Origin of the sequence: Pseudomonas sp. NPDC079086, assembly GCF_044542155.1 — a bacterium.
Classification (GTDB): domain Bacteria; phylum Pseudomonadota; class Gammaproteobacteria; order Pseudomonadales; family Pseudomonadaceae; genus Aquipseudomonas.
This window is the reverse complement of sequence record NZ_JBITTY010000008.1, coordinates 1-18,241: the sequence shown is the minus strand read 5'-3', so window position 1 is coordinate 18,241 and position 18,241 is coordinate 1. Positions and strand designations below refer to the sequence as shown.

Sequence of the window (18,241 nt, the reverse complement as noted above, 5' to 3'; positions counted from 1 at the left end):
CAGCAGGTAACGCTGTTTGCGCTATCGAACCTGTGGATGGTGCGAAAAAAATTACTGATTGCAGGAGAGGTGCGTCTGTAATGGAGGGGATTACCCCTGCGAAGCGCGCTTCAAGGGCAAATCCATGCATTTGAAGGTGGAAACTAGCCCGATTTTCGATTGAGGCGCTGTTTTTTTGAGTAGTCGAGAAAAACAGCTGAAGAAGTCGGGGCTAATTCAGACCTTCCTTAACATTCTGCGTAGATGTGAATGTTTTGTGAAATTCAATAAATCATATAAATTTATTATGTGTTTCCCTATCGGTAGCTTAATTTTTTTCGATAAAAATACATTGCGACAGTGTGCGGGATGTAATGAGCGGCAATTTCGGACTCGTTCTGGGCAAGTATCTGAACGCGTGGCCATGGATCCTTATATTGCTTATTAATTTTTTTCTATGCTTCGTAGTCTTATTTATAATAATTTACTACTTCGTTTGAGATTTTTTTGTTGTGAAAATTAAATATATAGATGATTATATTTTAGGGCTCAACAGTAGAACTTGTGGAGAGAATCTTGAATACTCCGCAGAGTTTATTGAGCTTGAGCGGCTGGTTAGCGGTGGCGGGGACGTCGAGTACGGTGAGTACGTATATGCCTCTGATGATGTTGATTGGGTGGCTGCTGAGCAACTTTGCCGTACGTTGTGCGAAATTACCCTAGATCTCAGACTCATGGTGATTCTCGCCCGGTGCTTACTTGAGCGTTATGGGTTTGATGGATTTATCGCAGGGTTGCGAGTGATCTCATTGTTGCTACGTCAGCACTGGAATAACTTCCACCCGAACTTAGTCGCCGAAGACCGGTTTGATCCGTTGATCCGTATTAATAACCTGGCGGAGCTTGCTGTGCCTGGCATTATGGTGGCGCTAAAGCGCCAGACATTGGCCAGCACGGAAGACGGACAAGCATTGTGTTTAGCGGATCTTGATATTATTAGTAATGGCGAAGGGGTGACTCAAAACTTGCTGTACAAATTGCTAGGGAAGTTGATAAGTCCTAATTGTTCAGTTGAGCTCGTTCGTAGTCTTGGTCAGATCAATACTATCTGCAGTGAGCTCAATGAAATTACTAGGTGTTTGGAAGAAAAAACTGCAAACCACGGTATTTCGCCTCTGCAAAATATGACAAATATGTTACGCAGCTGGGCTCTAGTTGTTGAGGAACATTTCCGTTCTGTATCCTCCCAATTGCCCGCTTCTACACCTAAAGAGTGGTGCGTTGCAGCGCGGTCAAAGTCAGGCAATAGCGAGCGCTGGGTTAATAGTTGTGAGTCGCGTGAAGATGTTGTGCGTGCATTGGATGCAGTTTGTGCCTATTACCAGCAGCAAGAGCCCTCGAGCCCAGTTCCTTTTTTACTCGCCAGAGTGCGTCGACTCGCCAACATGAGTTTCATAAATATTATTGCTGAGCTGGCGCCTGATGCTTTAAGCGACTTGCGTCGTTTAGGTGAAAGTTCAATAGATTAACTAAAAGCCAGTTAGGTAACTGAATATGTCGAGTAGTGATAGTGGTCAAAAATTTATTGGCCGTAATCGTGCCCCGCGGGTGCAGATTGAGTATGAGGTTGAACTTTATGGTGCGGAGAAAACCGTTGTCATTCCGTTCGTTAATGGTGTGTTTGCCGATTTGTCCGGGTCTAATCGTAGCCAGCTACCGTTATTGGTTGAGCGAAAATTTCTCGATATTGATATGGAAAATTTCGATGAGCGCATACAAGCAATCAATCCGCAAGTAAGTATGAGGGTGGCCAATAAGCTTAGCGGCGAAGGAGAGATGGCAGTGTCTCTGAGCATGAAGAATATGGACGACTTTTCTCCCGGCGCCATTGCCCGCAACGTTGAACCGTTGCGCGAGTTGCTCGAGGCACGTAATCAGCTGGCTAACTTGCTGACTTATATGGACGGTAAAAGTGGAGCCGAGCAACTGATGGCCAAATTGCTGGAGGACCCGGTGTTGATGAAATCTTTGCTGGAGCAAAGCAACCAAGCTTCCGACTGCTCATCCCAAGCCTGACGTGTCTATACATCACTTTCTGTACAGGTAGTAAAATATGCCAGAAATCATTGCGCAATCCATTCTTGTTACGCCACCTTTAATATATTCAAGCCTTGATTTCAATGATGTGTTGGAACGCGAATTTAAGCCGCGAAGCGAGCAGGCGCGAGGTTTGATTGAGTCGGCTGTGCAGACGCTGGCCAAGCACGCGCTGCGCAATACTCAGCTGATTGCCGATGACACTCTAAGTACTATTTCTGCGTTAATCGCCGAAATTGACCTGAAGTTAGCAGAGCAAGTTAATAGCATTCTGCATCATCCCGATTTTCAAAATTTAGAGTCGGCGTGGCGCGGGCTGCAGTATTTAGTGTGCAATACCCAAACCGATGATCAGTTGAAAATTCGTTTTTTCAACGCCTCTAAGGCAGAACTCGCACATGAACTGAGAAAGTTCAAAGGCGCCGCCTGGGATCAAAGTCCGCTATTCAAGAAAATCTATGAGCATGAATACGGACAGTTTGGTGGTGAGCCTTTTGGCGTACTGATTGCTGATTACTATTTTGACCACAGTCCACCCGACATGGCGCTATTGGCATCCATGGCGAAGATAGCGGCGGCTGCCCATGCGCCGCTAATAAGTGCTGCGGCGCCTGCAGTGATGATGATGGACTCGTGGCGGGAGTTGGCTAATCCGCGGGATCTGACAAAGATCTTTCAGACTGCCGATTATGCTGCGTGGCGTAACTTACGCTCCAGCGAGGACTCTCGGTATGTGGGACTGACCATGCCAAGGTTCCTTGGTCGCGTGCCTTATGGCGCCAACACGGAGCCGGTGGAGGAATTCGCCTTTGAGGAAGTAACCGAGGGTGACTCTGAAAATTACCTCTGGGTCAATGCCGCTTATGCCATGGGGGCGAGTATTAACCGCTCCTTTAAGGAATATGGCTGGTGTTCGCGTATTCGCGGTGTTGAGTCCGGCGGCGCCATTACGGGCTTACCTTTGCACAGCTATCCGACACTTGATGGCGGTGTGGACATGACCTGTCCAACCGAAATCGCCATCAGTGATCGACGTGAGTTGGAACTGGCTAAGAATGGCTTTATGCCGTTAGTACATTGTAAAAACTCGACGATGGCCGCCTTTATTGGCGCTCAGTCGCTGCAGCAACCCCAGGAATACAGCGACGCTGACGCGACCGCCAATGCCAAACTATCTGCACGCTTGCCCTACCTGTTCGCTACCTGCCGTTTCGCGCATTACCTCAAGTGCATTGTGCGCGACAAAATCGGTTCGTTTAAGTCGCGCGACGATATGCAGGGGTGGTTAAACAATTGGATTGTCTCCTACGTTGAACACAATCCAAGCACCGCCAGTGAATCTGATAAGGCACGTAAGCCGCTGGCTAGCGCTGAGGTGGTGGTCGAGGATGTGGAGGGTAATCCGGGATTTTACCAGGCCAAGTTTTATTTGCAACCGCATTATCAATTGGAAGGTCTGACGGTCTCGCTGCGCTTGGTTTCTCAACTGCCTTCCATTAAAGACTAGTTTGCTTCCCATAAGGATTTTTTAATGCTTATGGAGTTTGGTTTTGCAGTTTTTACTTGGGTTTAAATATACACTTAAAGGATATATATGATAGTTTTGAAGTTTGACACGCAAATCAAGGGTACCTGTACAGAGCCGAATCACGAAGACTCGATCACTCTTGAGTCCTACACCTTTAGCTCAAGTCGTTATGTGCAAATTAATGACGGCGAGCGGGAAACCGGCGTAGCTAAAGTATCGGAGCTTGTTCTGACTAAGCTAGCAGATATTTCGTCGCCTGAGTTGTTTCTGCAGTCGTGCAATGGAAAGTCATTGGGCACTGCAACCTTGAGTGTTTTACAGACGGGTGGCAGTACCGAGAAACCCCAAGTGTATTTAACTGTTATTTTGAGCGATGCGCTAATTACCGGCTATCTTGTTGAAGGTCTTGTCGGTAGGCCTACCGAACGTATTCATGTGAGCTTCACAAAGATTAAATATAAATACATTGAATTCAGCGGCGATGTAAAAAAGGCGCCAGTAGAGAAAACTTATAACATTAAGACGCGCTCGGCGGAGTAGTTTCTAAGCGCCGGCTATCTAATATTAAATTCACTACTTTACTGGTTAGCCCCTATGTCGGTTGTAGCGCCCTTGCTTGATCGCTTGACGATAGATTTTAGCAGCAATTTTACTCGCCCAAATGCTATCGGCGGTTACATTGATCAGCTGTGTAATGATCTTGAGCTTGTTTTCAATTCGGCAGGGCTAGGCAGTATGTATGAATTACATAACCACCCACAGGTAGCATGCTCGGTACTCAATTACGGCATGGGCAGTTTTGCCGGCGTGACTGTATCTAGCATTGATTTAGTACAACTCGAGCGTCGTGTTCGTAGGCTTATTCGGGTTTTTGAACCCAGAATACTTAGTCGTAGCCTAGATGTTGTGCTGCTACCGAATGATGAGGTTAACAGCGGTTTTAAATTTTTGTTGCGCGGCGAAGTCTGTGCGCGCGGCTCACAGTATTCATTTGCACTGCACTCAACCTGGAATACCGAAAGTGGTGAAGTGTGCGTTCGGCCTTGTGGAAAACATTATGGATGACCGTTTGTTGCGTCACTATGAGCAAGAGTTGAGCTTTTTGCGTGAGGCGGGTGATGAGTTTGCCCAAGAGTATCCACGCGTGGCGGGTGCATTGGGCTTGCGCCTTGACGAAGTCACAGATCCATCGGTAGAGCGCTTGCTGGAAGGTCTGAGCTTTCTGACCGCTCGGGTGCAGCTGCAAATGGACTCCGAGTTTTCCACCTTCACACAAAACTTGTTGGCGCTGGTTCAGCCTCAGTCTTTGCTGCCAGTGCCCTCGATGACGGTGGTTCAGTTTGCTCCAGACCTGCAAGAGGGATCCTTGACATCCGGCTTCACCCTCGTAAGTAACACCGTATTGCGCACAGTCAGCACTGGCCAAGACCTACAGCCACGTTGTGAGTTTCGCACCCTGAGGCCGGTTACCTTATGGCCTATTCGTCTTGAGTCAGTCGAATACTTCCCGTGCACCAAATTACTAGCAGGCTTGCCGGTGGCATTAGCCGATCAAGCCGCCTGTGCACTGCGCTTGCGCGTGCGCACCACCTCGGGATTACGTTTCGAGCAACTGGCCCTTGAGGAGTTGACGCTTTTTCTACCCGGCGCCGATTCATTGCCGTTGATCTTGCAGGAAGCGCTTCTTGCACACTCCATGGGCATGCTTGTAAGGCCTGCTGAGTGCGACGCCCCATGGGGCCGCTTAATTGGCCCTGAACATATTACTCAAGCCTACCAAGAGCTGTCTGCTGGGCAGAATCCGCATTCCTCTAGTGATTTGGCGTTCACGCAGCTCAGACGATTTCTGGCGTTCGCGCCGGGGCAGCGTTTTATTACCCTGGGAGGTCTTGCCCCCGCGGTGCGTCAGTGCCGCGGTGACCATCTAGAGCTACTTATCCTGTTCAAGCCATTGTCGCTGCAGTTACCAACACGTCTGGATGTCAGTAGTTTTGCGTTGTTTTGTACGCCGGCAATCAATCTGTTTCGTAAGCACACCGATCGTATTGCTTACGACCCGCATCGTCAGGAGTTGCCCCTGGTGGTGGATAAATCTAAGCGCTTGGCCCATGAAGTGCTTGAAGTTTTGTCGGTCCATGGTTACGCCGCCGGGGCCACAGAGCGGCAAGTGTTCTTACCCCTCTATGCACCACATGGATTGGCGGGAACCGATATTTCGCCCGCGGGCTTCTATCAGTTGCATCGCACCCCAAGTAGGCGCGCTAGCAAGATCGGCGCCCAGTCGTCTAACTATCAAGGCACTGACGTCAGTCTCTCGCTGCTGATTACGCCGCCAATAATTGATGGTGATGGCCTTGCGCAACTGGCAGTGGAAGTTCTGTGTTGTAACCGCGACCTACCATTAAGCATTCCGCAGTGCACGGGCAAGACCGATTTTGTTCTGGACATCAGTGCACCTGTGTTGTCCGTACGTTGTGTCGCCGGCCCTTCCAAACCTGTGCAAGCGCCTCTGCAAGGCGAAAGGCAGTGGCAAGCGGTGCGCCAGCTTTCACGCAATTTTTTGCCCCTGACCGATGGCGATGGTAAGGCCGGAGCTCGAGCCTTGTGCGATCTACTGTCGGTGTATGTCGGCGACGATAGCCTGAGCGCTAAGTTACTGCAGGCTGTGCATTCATTACGTGCAGAGCCCATCACGCGGCGGCTGCCGGGTCCTGGTCCGGTCACTTTCGGGCGCGGACTCAAACTGATTCTGACCTTGGATGACGCCGCCTGTGAAGGCACTGGAACCTACGCGTTTGGCTCGGTACTGGAAACGTTCTTTGCGCATTATTCCGCGCTCAACTCATTCACCGAAACGGAGTTACACAGTGTGACACGCGGTCATATCAAAACGTGGCGGGCGAGGGCGACCCAATGCATGACCTTGTAACGCGTCTACCTTCCCTTGCCACGAAGCCTTGGCGTTACGAGTTCTTCAGCGCCATGCGTCATATTGAGTCTGCTTATCCTCTGGCGCCCCGCTGGGGAACTGCCCAGCACCTGCGAGATGAGCCGATACGGCTGGCACAGAACATATCCTTGGCTTTCCAGCCGGCAATGATCGCTGGCTGGCGTCTGCGTGAAGGAATGGCTGCCTGCCTGCAGGTTAATTTCTTTGGTTTGACGGGTGTCAACGGTCCGATGCCACTGCATTTCAGTGAAAAGTTACTGTTCTTACAGGTCAATCATAATGACTCTGTAGCGGTACATTTCCTGGATGTGTTCCACCACCGGTTATTGACTCTGCTCTATCGCAGTTGGGCCATGGCACGACCTGTAGTGTCAGCCGATCGACCTTTGCAGGATCGCTTTTCCGACTACGTAGCGGCTTTTTCACCCGGTGAAATGAGTGCACTGCCGGGTGTCGAACGTTACTACGCCAGTCAATTGGTGGACCAGCGGCGTAGTGCGCAAGGTCTGATCGCGGTTGTCAGCGACCTCTTGCGAGTTACTGTCAGTGTACAAACCCTGGTCGGGCGGCGGACGCCTTTGCAACCTGAGCAATACCTGCGTCTTGGCCGTCGACATCAGTCAAGTCAACTGGGCGAGTCAAGCTTACTGGGGCGGCATAGCTGGAATATTCAACACAGTTTCATCTTACGCCTCGGTCCTTTGTCTTGGTGCGATTACCAACGTCTGTTACCTGCAGCACAGTGCCTGTTGCCGCTCTATGAGTTGGTCGAGGTTTATGCCGGAAAAATATTCCAGTGGTGCCTGGAGCTACATCTGGATCGAACTCAGATTCCCGATTTACGCCTTGGTAGTCAGCAACCCTTGGGGCAGGCAACTTGGTTGGTCGCCTCTGGTGAACAGAAGGATGGTCGGAGTTGGCGATTCACCCCCGCTCGTTTTTTTAACCGCAGAGCCGGGCGCAGCGTTTTTGTTCATTGAGTTACAGATGTTGCGATTGATAACTATCGCAACGACCTAGTGGCTTGCGACCGTTTACCAGAGAGGAAATATGCCTGCGCAAGTTGTCATGGGCGCTTCACTGCGTTGCTCATTCGGTAATGCACAGGCCAAGTTGGTTGTGTTGCCCATCAACCGCACCCACACAGAAGGCCATTTGGCGGCGAATATCATGGATCACTTGTCGATGGTGAATATTCCACCGTTCGGTATGTGCAGTTCCATGGCCAATCCCCAGGTCGCTGCAGCCACTTCGGCGGCACTGGGGGTATTAACGCCAATGCCGTGCTTGCCTGTCACGCTTACACCATGGACGCCTGGTGCGAGCAAAACACTAATCGGCAGGCTTCCGGCTTTGGGTAGCCATGCAATTTGTAACTGCACCTGGGCCGGCGTCATTGAGGTCACAGATCCATGCAGCAAAAAAACCACAATATTTTGACCGAGCGAAACGCGTTATGAGCAATTTCAAGGCCAGCCAGATCAAGGCTCCCTACGAGGCGGGGCCGTTATCACTGATCGAGTTCGAGGCTCGTGAGGGGCTTAGCCAGCTTGCGGATTACACCCTCCGAGTGCAGGGAGACAGGTCAGGGCTGGATGCCAACCAATTACTCGGCAAGCCGCTTAGCGTGGGGCTCATGGCCTCTGATCAAGGTATTCGCTGGGTGCACGGGTATATCAGCGCAGTGAGCCAGGACGAGCATTTCGGCCAGCAAGGGTTTTTAACATTATCCCTTCGCCCTGCGCTGTGGCTGTTGACCTTGGCCAGCCACAATCGGTTTTTCGAGCAGAAAACCATTATCGATGTGTTGCGTGAGGTGTTTGATGACTACCCCGGTATTACTGTCGATTGGCAAGTGACCGGCAGTTATGAGGCGCTGGAATACTGCGTCCAGTACCGCGAAAGCGACTTTACTTTTATCAGTCGGTTGATGGAGCGCGCCGGTCTTTATTATTTTTTTACCCATCAGAAGGACGCGCATCAACTGGTTGTAGTCGATTCAATGACTACCCATAAAACCGCAGCTCTGTGCAGCAAAATGAGCTACAGGCCGGAGCAGGATAATTTCATTGCCGGCCTGTCCAGTTGGTCGCAGCGCTCTGAGATGGCGACGGGCAAGGTGTGCTTAACAGACTTTGATTTCAGCAAGGCCAATAACCGTGAGGCCAGCGTTAAGAGCGTCGATGCCGCTGTTTCTGCCGGCTGTGGTCTGAATGATTATGGGAGAGCCGTGTTTCCGGGGCTTTTTACCGATCACGACGCTGGCGACACCGCAGCTAAGGTTCAGGTGGAGTCCTTGCTGGCACGCCAACGCCATGTGCAGGCCCGACACTCATGGCCGTACCTGCTGGCGGGTCATTGTTTCGAGCTGACAGACCACCCTCTAGACAGCCAAAACGGCAAGTATCTGGTCATCCAATCGACCCTGATTGGCACCTGTGCGGAGGATACCGGCGGGTCAGCTGAATTTCGCTTCTCGGGGCAGATAGAGGCGATTAAAACCAGCCAGGTATTTCGTGCGCCCATGAGCACCCCAAGCCCGGTTATTGCCGGGCCGCAGACGGCCTTTGTGGTCGGTAAGTCCGGTGAGAGCCTGTGGGTTGATAAGCATGGCCGGGTAAAGGTTCAGTTTCACTGGGACAGCAGCGGCCTGACGAACGAAAACTGCTCCTGCTGGGTTCGCGTTGCGCAGCCGCTGGCGGGCAAACGCTGGGGGACGATGTTCTTGCCGCGGGTGGGCCAGGAGGTGGTAGTGCAGTTTCTTGACGGCAACCCTGATCGGCCCCTAGTGATAGGGGGCGTTTATAACGTAGGTACCCAGCCGCCTTGGGATTTACCCAGCCTGGCCTCGCGTTCAGGGCTTAAGTCACAGTCACTGGGCGATTTACAGATTTATAACGAGCTGCGCTTTGAGGACAAGGACGGCGGTGAGCAATTGCTAATGCATGCCGGCCGTAATCAGGACATCACGGTGGGTAAAGATGCGTTCGTCACTATCGGCAACGATTGGCATAGCAGTACCGGCGCCAACCAATTCGCCAAGGTGGGCAAGGATTTCCACGAGTCAGTGGGAGGGGATCGTAACGTGCAAGTGGGCAAGGACTGCTCGCTGAATATTGACGGAGATAGCCATACCAAGGTTGCCGGTAAGCAGTTTTTAACGGCCGACAGTGTCGACTTCAAAGGTCAGCAAACCATCATTATTGAGGCCGGTAGTCAGCTGACCCTCAAGGTGGGCTCCAGCGCTCTGGTTCTCAGTGCATCAGGCGTGTCCATCAATGGCATCAAAGTCACGATTGATGGTTCCAGCAAGGTTGACATCAACTCCGGGGGGGGAGGCGATGCTGCTAGTGCCACCGCTGCCCAGCCAGTTGCTGCGACGCAACCCCAGGAAGCCGATAATGGCCAGAGCTAAGCGTTTGGCAAGAGGGCTGCTGCTTGGCTGCATGCTATTGGTCTGCGTTAGCGGTTGCAGCTGGTTTTCTGAAGCTCCGTTAGAGCCTTTGGACCCTCACCTCACCCTCACTTTGCACGCTTCACTGGACACCAACCGCAATCTCTATGGCAGGCCGTCGCCAGTCGTTGTGCGAGTGTTTCAACTGGCCAATAGCCAAGCCTTTCAGCGGGCAACGCTGTCGCAGTTAAGCACTAATCCCGAGCAGGTCTTACGCGCGGATTTGCTAGGCCAGGAGGTGTTTTTACTACGCCCCGGCCAACGCTACCGCTATCACTTCATCCCTGAACCGCGCACGCGCGATATCGGCGTGATTGTAGAGTATCGCAGCATAGATGAGGCTCGCTGGCGGGTCGTCTCCAGAGTGGACCAAAGCATGACTCCCGACGAGTTCGTGTCGATCGGACGCAATAGCGTCGAGTTCACGACGCCATCATTCATGGAACAACAAAGTAATGACTAATCAACATAAAGTCGTGTGGTCTGAAGGCATGTTTCTTCAGCCGCAACACTTCCAGCAACAGGAACGATACGTTCAGGCTCAGCTTGCTCAGGCTATGGGTGCAATGCAAGTCCACACCTGGGGTTTTACCGCGTTGAAAATAGACCCAGGACAACTGGCTCTAGGCTGCATCGTATTGACGGAGTGTGCTGGGATTTTGCCTGATGGCAGTTTGTTTGCCCTTGGAGGAGATGAACTGGCACTGCTGCGCTACACGGTTGACGAGGGAGAGCGTGATCTAAGCGTGGTTTTGGCGCTGGCGGTGCAACGCCCTAATTGCGTCGATACAGACGCGGTGCCCCCCCCGGACAGCCTGGTTCGCTACCGTGTGGTTGAGGCTATTGTGGCAGACAGCAACGCCTATGGCAGCGAAGAGGCAACGCTGCAGTTAGGCCAGCTAAATCTGAAGCTGGCTCGTGAGCAGAATGTATCTGTCGCCCATGTTTTTCTGCGGGTCGCCAAGGTACTGGAGCGATCGCCCGGGGGCCAGGTGTTGCTGGACGAAGGGTTTATAGCGCCCGTAATAGCTTGGCGTCGTTCGCCAAGGCTGGCAGGGTTTGTCGATGAGATCATCAGCCGTATTCGCCAGCGGGCCTTTACGCTGGCTGCCAACATGGGAGTACAAGGCCTAGGCGGGGTCTCGGAGGTTCGGGACTTTCTAATGCTGCAAACCGTCAACCGAGCCCTGCCATTGCTGATGCATCTGGCCAGCCAGGAGGGGCTGCACCCGGAGTATCTCTACCGTGCGCTGGTCACATTAGCGGGTGATCTGGCAATTTTCTTTGAGGAGCACAAAAGGCCCAAAGAGTACCCGATTTATCGTCACGATCAGTTGGCTGAGTGTTTCAGCCCTGTCATTCGGGACTTGCATTATGCATTGGGTACCGAGGCCGGCTCTGATGTGGTTCCGTTGACCTTAAGCGACCGAGAGTTTGGATTGCGTTTTGCGTCTGTCCCCGATGCTGAGCTTTACAAGTCGGCGCGCTTCGTCCTGGCGGTGCGCGCGCAGTTGCCTGACGATGAACTGCGCAAACGCTTCCCGAAAAACCTGAAAATGGGTCCGGTCGAGCACATGCGTGACTTGGTTGATCTGCAATTGTCCGGCTTGCAGGTTCATGTGCTGCCAGCGGCGCCGCGAGAGCTTCCCTATTATTCTGGATTTAGCTATTTCGAACTTGAAAGTGAACATCCGCTATGGGCTGACCTTATCAGCGGACCTGGTTTTGGCTTGCACCTTGCGGGTGATTTCCCTGGGCTGCAATTGGCCTTCTGGGCCATTAAGGATAGCCAATGAGCTCTGCTAACCCGGACGTTTGGCGTCGCTGGTTACCGCGCCGCAAGCAATCGCTTAACGAAATTGTCGACGAGTCCGCGAGTACCTTTTTAGTGCCTGAAAACGAGGTTCTGGTACAACTCGCGGAGCCATTGCTCTACGAAGTCGTGTCGCTGCGAGCCTTGAGCCATGCACCTGATATTGACGAGTTGCGTGCCAGGCTTATTACCCAAGTGCGAAATTTCCAGCGAGACGCCATGGAGGCCGGAGTTGATCAGCCCGCTCAGGAACATGCCAAATACGCCCTATGCACCTTGCTTGACGAGGTGATCGCTACCTGTGACTGGGGGCAGGGGACGTGGTCCAAGCAGAGTCTCTTGATGATTTTCCATAATGAAACAACCGGCGGTGAAGGTTTTTTTGCGCGTCTTGACGCGGCTGAGCTCAAGCCCATGGCGAATCTGGCGCTGTTGGAGTTGATGTACTTGTGCCTGGCGCTGGGATTGGAAGGACGCTATCGCATCCAAAGTCAGGGCCGTGCCGTCTTAGCGCTGCGGCGCCGTCAGTTATACGAAAGCATTCGTTTGCATCGTGGTTATCACCCCAAGGTACAGTTGAGTGAACATCTGCAGAGCTTGAGTCGCGACCATTTCACTCGGCGTGAGCGCTCCCTCTGGTGGGGAATCTGCCTGTCGTTGGTGATTCTGGCCGGGTTAGGGGCGTACTACCTTGAGCAGCGCTCTTATCAACAGTTGCAAGTGCTACAGGCCTTGCGACCTGCGCAATCTACGGCTGTAGCGCAGACGCTCACCGAGAAGCTTGCCCCCGACATCCAGGCTGGCCGCCTGACACTGATTGACGATGGGCACAGGGTGCGGATTATCTTGAGTTCTGCAGGGCTTTTTGCCAGCGGAAGTAGTGAAATCGTCGAGCAGACCCGTCCGCTTTTGCTGCGCATCGCATCGGCATTGGAAGACTGGAAGGGGCGCATTGAGGTTATTGGGCACAGTGATGATATGCCTGTAGCCCGTCGGTTGGTCTCCAATGAGGCGTTATCGCTGGCGCGAGCGCAGTCCGTTCTCAAATTCCTGGTCGGTAATAACATCGACGCCACACGTTTTCAGGTCGAGGGCCGTGGCGCTTCAGAACCCTTGTTCCCCAACGACAGTGCCGATCATCGAGCGCGTAATCGGCGGGTGGAAATATTGGTTTATGCCCGTCCGACGAGCACTTGAGCTGTGCATCGTTCTTTCCTTTCTCTTGCGAAGATAATTGATGTTTTGGGTTTTTTTTAAACTGCTGTTAAGGGTCGCTCTGATACTGTTGACCTTGTATTGGGCGACGGTATTGGTTCGCGACCTTGGCTCTCGTCTATCCATCGACGGTAGTTCATTGCTCGCACAGACATGGCAACAGTTGAGTGTCCTATTGCCGGTATACCTCGGGGCGCTAATCTGGTTCTGCCGGAGTTGGCGTAATTCTGCTGTGCTTACCAAACGCAAGGTTCTCGAAGCTAAGGCCGAACTTGAAGTCTTGTTTTCCCCATCAGCCTCTGAGCTGCGTTTGCGCGAGCAGATGAAACAGTGGCGCCTACAAGTGCAGGCCGAGGGCGGTCGGCCGACTTATTTACTGTTCAATTGGCCGCTGGCTGAAGAACATAACAAGGTTGGCCTTGCACAGCCGTCGGCCTTAGAAACCCAATCTAAGGAAAGCCTACGTATCGATCGGGTTGGGCGTTACAGCGTACTAACTGTGAGTGGTTGCCTGCTGTCACAGTACGAGCCTGATGAGTCGCGCCTTTGGCAATACCTGCTTGAGGAGCTTAAAAATGTACAAGGCGGCCCATCTGGCTTAGTCGGGGGGGTGTTGGTAGTCAACGCCGAGAAGTTAAGGTCCGGCAGCGAAGATCAGGACTTGCAGGCATTGAGCTTGAGGGAGCGTCTGGAAGAACTCGCTCGCGCCATAGGTAAAGGTTTACCTGTTCAAACAATAGTAACCCACTGCGCGAGCCTGCCGGGTTATACCGCGTCGATCTCGGGATTGCCGGCCGAGGAGCGTGACTTGGCCGTGGATTTCCCCCTGTGCGCCAATCAAAGCAACCTTAAGCACCTAGCCGAACACATGAACAAGCGCCTTGCGCGTCTTGATGACAGCTTATTCGAACGCTTGCAAATGGAGCCCTCAACCTTGTTGCGTACCCAGTTATATGGGTTTGTACCCATGTGGCGTCAGTTCAGTGGGCACGTGCAGGTATTTTTCCAAACGGTCTTTCATGATCAGGCGCGTTTGCAGTCGTTGCGCTTCAGTGGCAGTGCATTGGCGGAGGATCAGGCATTAATTTCAAGCTCAGCGCTGTTGTTGAGGACCTTGCAGCAGTGCGAGCGACATGGTGTATGGCGCACACCCATTAAGTACCTAGGGGTTTGGTTACGCTCGTACTCGCGCTATGGGTTAATGGTGATTGTGGTCCTTGTAAGTCTGTTATTGATCAACAACTATCGTCATCACACACGGGTGCTCGATTACCTAGCGCAGCAGCAAAATGTGCTGAAGAACCTACCGCAGGCCTCAAGTCAGGAGGGGCTCGAACGGCTCAATATTCTGGCTAGCATGGTTAAGGTTCCCGAGGATAACTGGCTGCAACCGAGCTTGGGCTTGTATCAGTACCAGCGGCTGGTGAGGCAGGTTCAGGACTTATACGAACAGTCGTTGCAGGAGGCCTTTACGCCCCTTGTCACAGCCGGGATGACGACATTGCTGAGCGATCCCAAGGCCGACATCTACGATAGTTTTCGGCTGTATCTAATGCTCGGTAGGCAGATCAGTCTTGATCTTGATTTTGTCGAAGACCGACTCTGGACCTTGCTGGAACCGAGAATGCGTCAGCAACTAAGCGGCGCACAGCTTGAGTCGTTGGGCGCCAATTTGCAGCGACTTTTGCACCAGGTAACGGCTGCACCGGTATTGCCGGTCAATGAAGCTTTGGTAGAAATGGCGCATGAGCAAATCGCCCGTGAGTCGTTATCGCGGCGTGTATACCGGCAGCTATTGGCATCGTTACAAAGCTCAACACACAAGGACGTAAGCGTCGCCAGCGTAACGGGAGCAGAGGGCCTGCTGCTTATTCAGTCGCGAGGAGGTAAGCCTGTAGATGTGCCATGGCTCTATACAAAAGAGGGCTACAAAGCGTTCAGCAAGCGACTGACGCCATTTGTTACCAAGGCACTGCGCGTTGACATGGGCATGGGCTTAAACCGCCAGCAAGACTTTGGCCATGTGTGTGACGAAATACTCAGCCTGTATCTGAGTGATTACATTCAGAGCTGGGAGCATTTCATTGCTGATCTAAAGTTTGCAGGCCTCAATACCCCAGAACAACTACCTCGCCGTCTTGAGCTCTTATCTCAAGACGGCGCTATCCTGAGCAAGTTACTTCAGGTGATCAATCGCGAAACACGGCTGGGTGGCGGCACCCATAACGAAGGCATGATTAACCGCGTGTTTGAGCGCCTATCTACGCTGACGCTACGCCTGGGTATTAGCGACGCCAAGATGCCCGAGCGCGAACTGGAACAAAACCCGGTGACACAGCATTTCGCTTCGTTTCATCAGTTGGCTGAGGGGGTTAACGGGCGGCCCAGCCCATTGGAGCAATTACGTGAAGCGCTGGCCTCCACCGGGACTTATTTGCTGGCCCGCGAAGCGGCCACAGCCTCACAATTGTCGACTCCTGACATTAATGCCCTCGATAACTTGCGGCGGTTGACGGGCAAGTTACCGCAGTTGCTCAGACCGTTGTTTAACGACATTGTGGAAGCAGGTAGCGGCTGGGCCCGTGAGAACTGGTCCACGACGCTCAGCAATGAGTGGGCGAAAAGTCTGGGGCCTTACTGTCAGCGGGTTGTTGGGCATAGCTATCCTTTTGATCGCCAAGCGAGCGCTGACGTACCCCTGCAGGATTTCAATCAGCTACTGGCCCCAGACGGGCTATTACAAAGTTTTTCCCGGGCTCGGCTGGAGGGAGTCAATGCCTTACTCAGCTCTGCTGATACGCAGTTTGCTGGAGCCGGTATAGATCCTGTGGCATTGATGCAATTTCATCGTGCAGAGCGTATCAGCAAAGTATTTTTCCCCGCAGGCAGCAGCCAGGCACGGATTGATTTTGAACTCAGTCCAGTGACCATGGACGAAGAGATCGCCTCCTTCAGCTTGACCCTAGATGACCGCCAACTGAATTACTCACATGGGCCCATTTTGCCGAGTTTGTTCACGTGGCCGAGTCAGGCCTTGGGGTCGCGACTCAAGGCTGAAGTAACCCTGTTTGACGGGCGCACCTTGCAACTGTCTGAGCATGGTCCGTGGGCGTGGTTCAGGTTGCTTGACCAGGGAATATTGAACAGCGGACCAACCAGCGACTCGCAGTGGCTGACCCTGAATTTCGAGGGTTACAAGGTGGTGATACAGATACATAACGATAGTATTGAACGTCCGTTTGGTGACCACACGCTCAATGAGTTTCGTTGCCCCAGTATATAACTTTCACAGCTTTAAGCAGCTGAGCAATTCCTCAGAGTTGCAGCTATTGAAAATAGGCGTTTTTTATGATTAAAAACAAAGTGGCTGTTCAAAGAAAATGAGCAGCTTTTGGTTTTCGGAAAAAGTGCGGCGCGATATCGGCTTAAATGTATTGAAAAATAAAATGATGATTATTTTTGCCGCAAAACTAATCGCAGACCCAAGGTCAGCTTTGAGTGTTTTTATCGATCTGAGTGAGCAGTTATTATAAATTATTTCTGATTCTCGGTGTGTCGGGCTACCCGGCCGGGAATTTTTAGCGTTCTTGGGGGCAGATGCTGGTCCGGTGGGGTGGTGGTTTTATAGTGCAAGCCCATAAAATATTTGGTCGCATAGTATTGCTTTTAGATATTGTTTATGTTCCTCTTGAATTGCCCCGGATGGGTTGGCCACCTATTATTAGAGGCTCTCTCATTCAGCAAGGCGGCCTTTGCGGGGAACGCAGAGTAAGCCCACCAGTTTTATGCCCCACGCTGGACGTTAGAAATAACATTTTTGAATTTTGTGCATGCGGTCGGTGTTTGACAGGTTTTATGGGGTCTTTGTATTGCAGTTGAGAAACGACCTTTATTAGGCGTTATAATTACGATACATGTGATTTCAAGCGTTCGCTTTCGTCAATACTATGTTCAGAACGAAGGCGGGTGGTGCGGTGGTATCGGCTTAGCTGCCATTACCCATACTCAGCCCAGCTTTAAATGTAAAAGTGCAAAATTAATACGTAACTCCTGAGTCCTCGGTTATCTAAGAGGGCGGCAAATGTGTGTGTGCCGCAAGATTACTTTCACACACAACAGAAATGTAGAATCCATGAGTTACCGCGAAGAAGCCATCAAAATTTTACTAAAGAGTTATCCCGAGAAAGTTCCCGAGTTTAAAAGAGTGTATGATTTGGGCCGGGCTAAGATTCTTGCCGCACAATATTTGTTTCGACTTATGTCAAAAGAAAAGGCCGCGGAATGGAGTCGTGTTGCACCACCAATATCTAAAAAAATGGATGCAAGTTTGATGCGATACCTATTTGTAGGTGGCGGCGGCTATACATCTAAGTGGTTCACTTTCGACCGTCCTTATCTTTTTCGACGACAGACCATAAATCAGCTGGGAGGGCGCGAGGGACAAGGCCTCCTCATGGTCATTCCGCTTGAGCATGAGATGAAGAATACATTGATAAAAAAGCTACCGGACACGAATCTTGAAGGCGTCCCTCAGCACATGAAGACGGATTCTTGTCGCTGCAAAGTGGAAGGCGGAACTATTACGCTTGTGATATCACTTCCAGTTCTAGAAAAGATGGCAATTAACATGAGTATAGCGCATCTAGGTGCACGAATAACACCTCATTAATCGGCTGAGGAGGCCTTGCTAGACATTACACGCGGACTCGTTGCGCTCCCCGGTAAATTCGGTGTTGGGCGCGGTTAAAAGCACTAGGAACAGCCAGAATTATAAGGATCTATCTATCATGCTTCTACTCCCACAGTTAGATCGGTAATTTCGTCAACCGATTATTTAGTGGCATCATCTGGGTGAGGCGCGACCACAGTTCAATTTTGCAACCAGTCCTGAGTCAATACAGCTGACATGCAAGAGTCGTAACCCCGCAAAATTGCCAACACATCTTTTTAATTTTCCTCTGAGAATGGTTGTCTATGGATAAGAATTGTAGGGAAATATCAACAACATGAGAGTCGTTGAGGTCGTCAGAAATGACCGCATCATTGCTGAGTTAATGAGGGTTCCGGGCGGTAGTTGCCATGAGTGCGCGATCCGGGTTTCGTAGATTCTTAAGGAAACTCTGAAAAAGACTTCCAGATTCTGGTCAAATATATCCACCCAGTTTTTCGAGCTCCCCGATGAAACAGATCTCCTTCGCTGATGCT

Annotated in this window: 14 protein-coding genes; all 14 read left to right on the top strand. The window is 51.7% G+C overall.

Annotated elements, in window-relative coordinates; genetic code table 11:
* The first annotated feature begins 491 nt into the window (after positions 1 to 491).
* The 14 genes from ACIGEK_RS22085 to ACIGEK_RS22020 all read left to right on the top strand — a co-directional run bounded on the left by ACIGEK_RS22085 (position 492) and on the right by ACIGEK_RS22020 (position 17,705).
* Positions 492 to 1,508 carry an ImpA family type VI secretion system protein gene (locus ACIGEK_RS22085; protein ID WP_397495394.1) on the top strand — a complete coding sequence of 339 codons (1,017 nt, stop codon included), beginning with the start codon at positions 492 to 494 and terminating at the stop codon, positions 1,506 to 1,508.
* Positions 1,509 to 1,533: 25 nt separating this feature from the next.
* Entirely contained in the window at positions 1,534 to 2,055 is a 522-nt protein-coding gene (gene tssB / locus ACIGEK_RS22080; RefSeq protein WP_397495393.1) for a type VI secretion system contractile sheath small subunit, read from the top strand.
* Positions 2,056 to 2,092: 37 nt separating this feature from the next.
* Entirely contained in the window at positions 2,093 to 3,583 is a 1,491-nt protein-coding gene (gene tssC / locus ACIGEK_RS22075) for a type VI secretion system contractile sheath large subunit (protein ID WP_397495392.1), read from the top strand.
* A gap of 87 nt (positions 3,584 to 3,670) precedes the next feature.
* Positions 3,671 to 4,144 carry an Hcp family type VI secretion system effector gene (locus tag ACIGEK_RS22070; RefSeq protein ID WP_397495391.1) on the top strand — a complete coding sequence of 158 codons (474 nt, stop codon included), beginning with the start codon at positions 3,671 to 3,673 and terminating at the stop codon, positions 4,142 to 4,144.
* A 54-nt stretch (positions 4,145 to 4,198) separates the two neighbouring features.
* Positions 4,199 to 4,669 (top strand): type VI secretion system baseplate subunit TssE, encoded by a 471-nt coding sequence (locus ACIGEK_RS22065; RefSeq protein WP_397495390.1) that lies wholly within the window; start codon positions 4,199 to 4,201, stop codon positions 4,667 to 4,669.
* The gene (tssF, locus tag ACIGEK_RS22060) at positions 4,662 to 6,533 is read left to right on the top strand and encodes a type VI secretion system baseplate subunit TssF (protein WP_397495389.1); all 1,872 of its coding nucleotides are present in this window, start codon (positions 4,662 to 4,664) and stop codon (positions 6,531 to 6,533) included. The genes ACIGEK_RS22065 and tssF overlap by 8 nt, the downstream gene beginning before the upstream one ends.
* A complete protein-coding gene (tssG, locus tag ACIGEK_RS22055; protein ID WP_397495388.1) occupies positions 6,518 to 7,534 on the top strand; it encodes a type VI secretion system baseplate subunit TssG in 1,017 nt (338 codons plus the stop codon). The genes tssF and tssG overlap by 16 nt, the downstream gene beginning before the upstream one ends.
* A 70-nt stretch (positions 7,535 to 7,604) precedes the next feature.
* A complete protein-coding gene (locus ACIGEK_RS22050; protein WP_397495387.1) occupies positions 7,605 to 7,994 on the top strand; it encodes a DUF4280 domain-containing protein in 390 nt (129 codons plus the stop codon).
* Positions 7,995 to 8,010: 16 nt separating this feature from the next.
* Positions 8,011 to 9,969 (top strand): type VI secretion system Vgr family protein, encoded by a 1,959-nt coding sequence (locus ACIGEK_RS22045; protein WP_397495386.1) that lies wholly within the window; start codon positions 8,011 to 8,013, stop codon positions 9,967 to 9,969.
* Entirely contained in the window at positions 9,956 to 10,471 is a 516-nt protein-coding gene (gene tssJ / locus ACIGEK_RS22040; RefSeq protein WP_397495385.1) for a type VI secretion system lipoprotein TssJ, read from the top strand. The genes ACIGEK_RS22045 and tssJ overlap by 14 nt, the downstream gene beginning before the upstream one ends.
* A complete protein-coding gene (gene tssK, locus ACIGEK_RS22035; RefSeq protein WP_397495384.1) occupies positions 10,464 to 11,804 on the top strand; it encodes a type VI secretion system baseplate subunit TssK in 1,341 nt (446 codons plus the stop codon). Before tssJ ends, tssK begins: the two co-directional genes overlap by 8 nt.
* The gene (icmH, locus tag ACIGEK_RS22030; RefSeq protein WP_397495382.1) at positions 11,801 to 13,018 is read left to right on the top strand and encodes a type IVB secretion system protein IcmH/DotU; all 1,218 of its coding nucleotides are present in this window, start codon (positions 11,801 to 11,803) and stop codon (positions 13,016 to 13,018) included. The genes tssK and icmH overlap by 4 nt, the downstream gene beginning before the upstream one ends.
* A gap of 40 nt (positions 13,019 to 13,058) precedes the next feature.
* Positions 13,059 to 16,319 (top strand): type VI secretion system membrane subunit TssM, encoded by a 3,261-nt coding sequence (tssM, locus tag ACIGEK_RS22025; protein WP_397495381.1) that lies wholly within the window; start codon positions 13,059 to 13,061, stop codon positions 16,317 to 16,319.
* An 849-nt stretch (positions 16,320 to 17,168) separates the two neighbouring features.
* Positions 17,169 to 17,705, top strand: coding sequence for a hypothetical protein (locus ACIGEK_RS22020; protein WP_397495380.1), 537 nt, complete (start codon positions 17,169 to 17,171; stop codon positions 17,703 to 17,705).
* Positions 17,706 to 18,241: the final 536 nt, after the last annotated feature.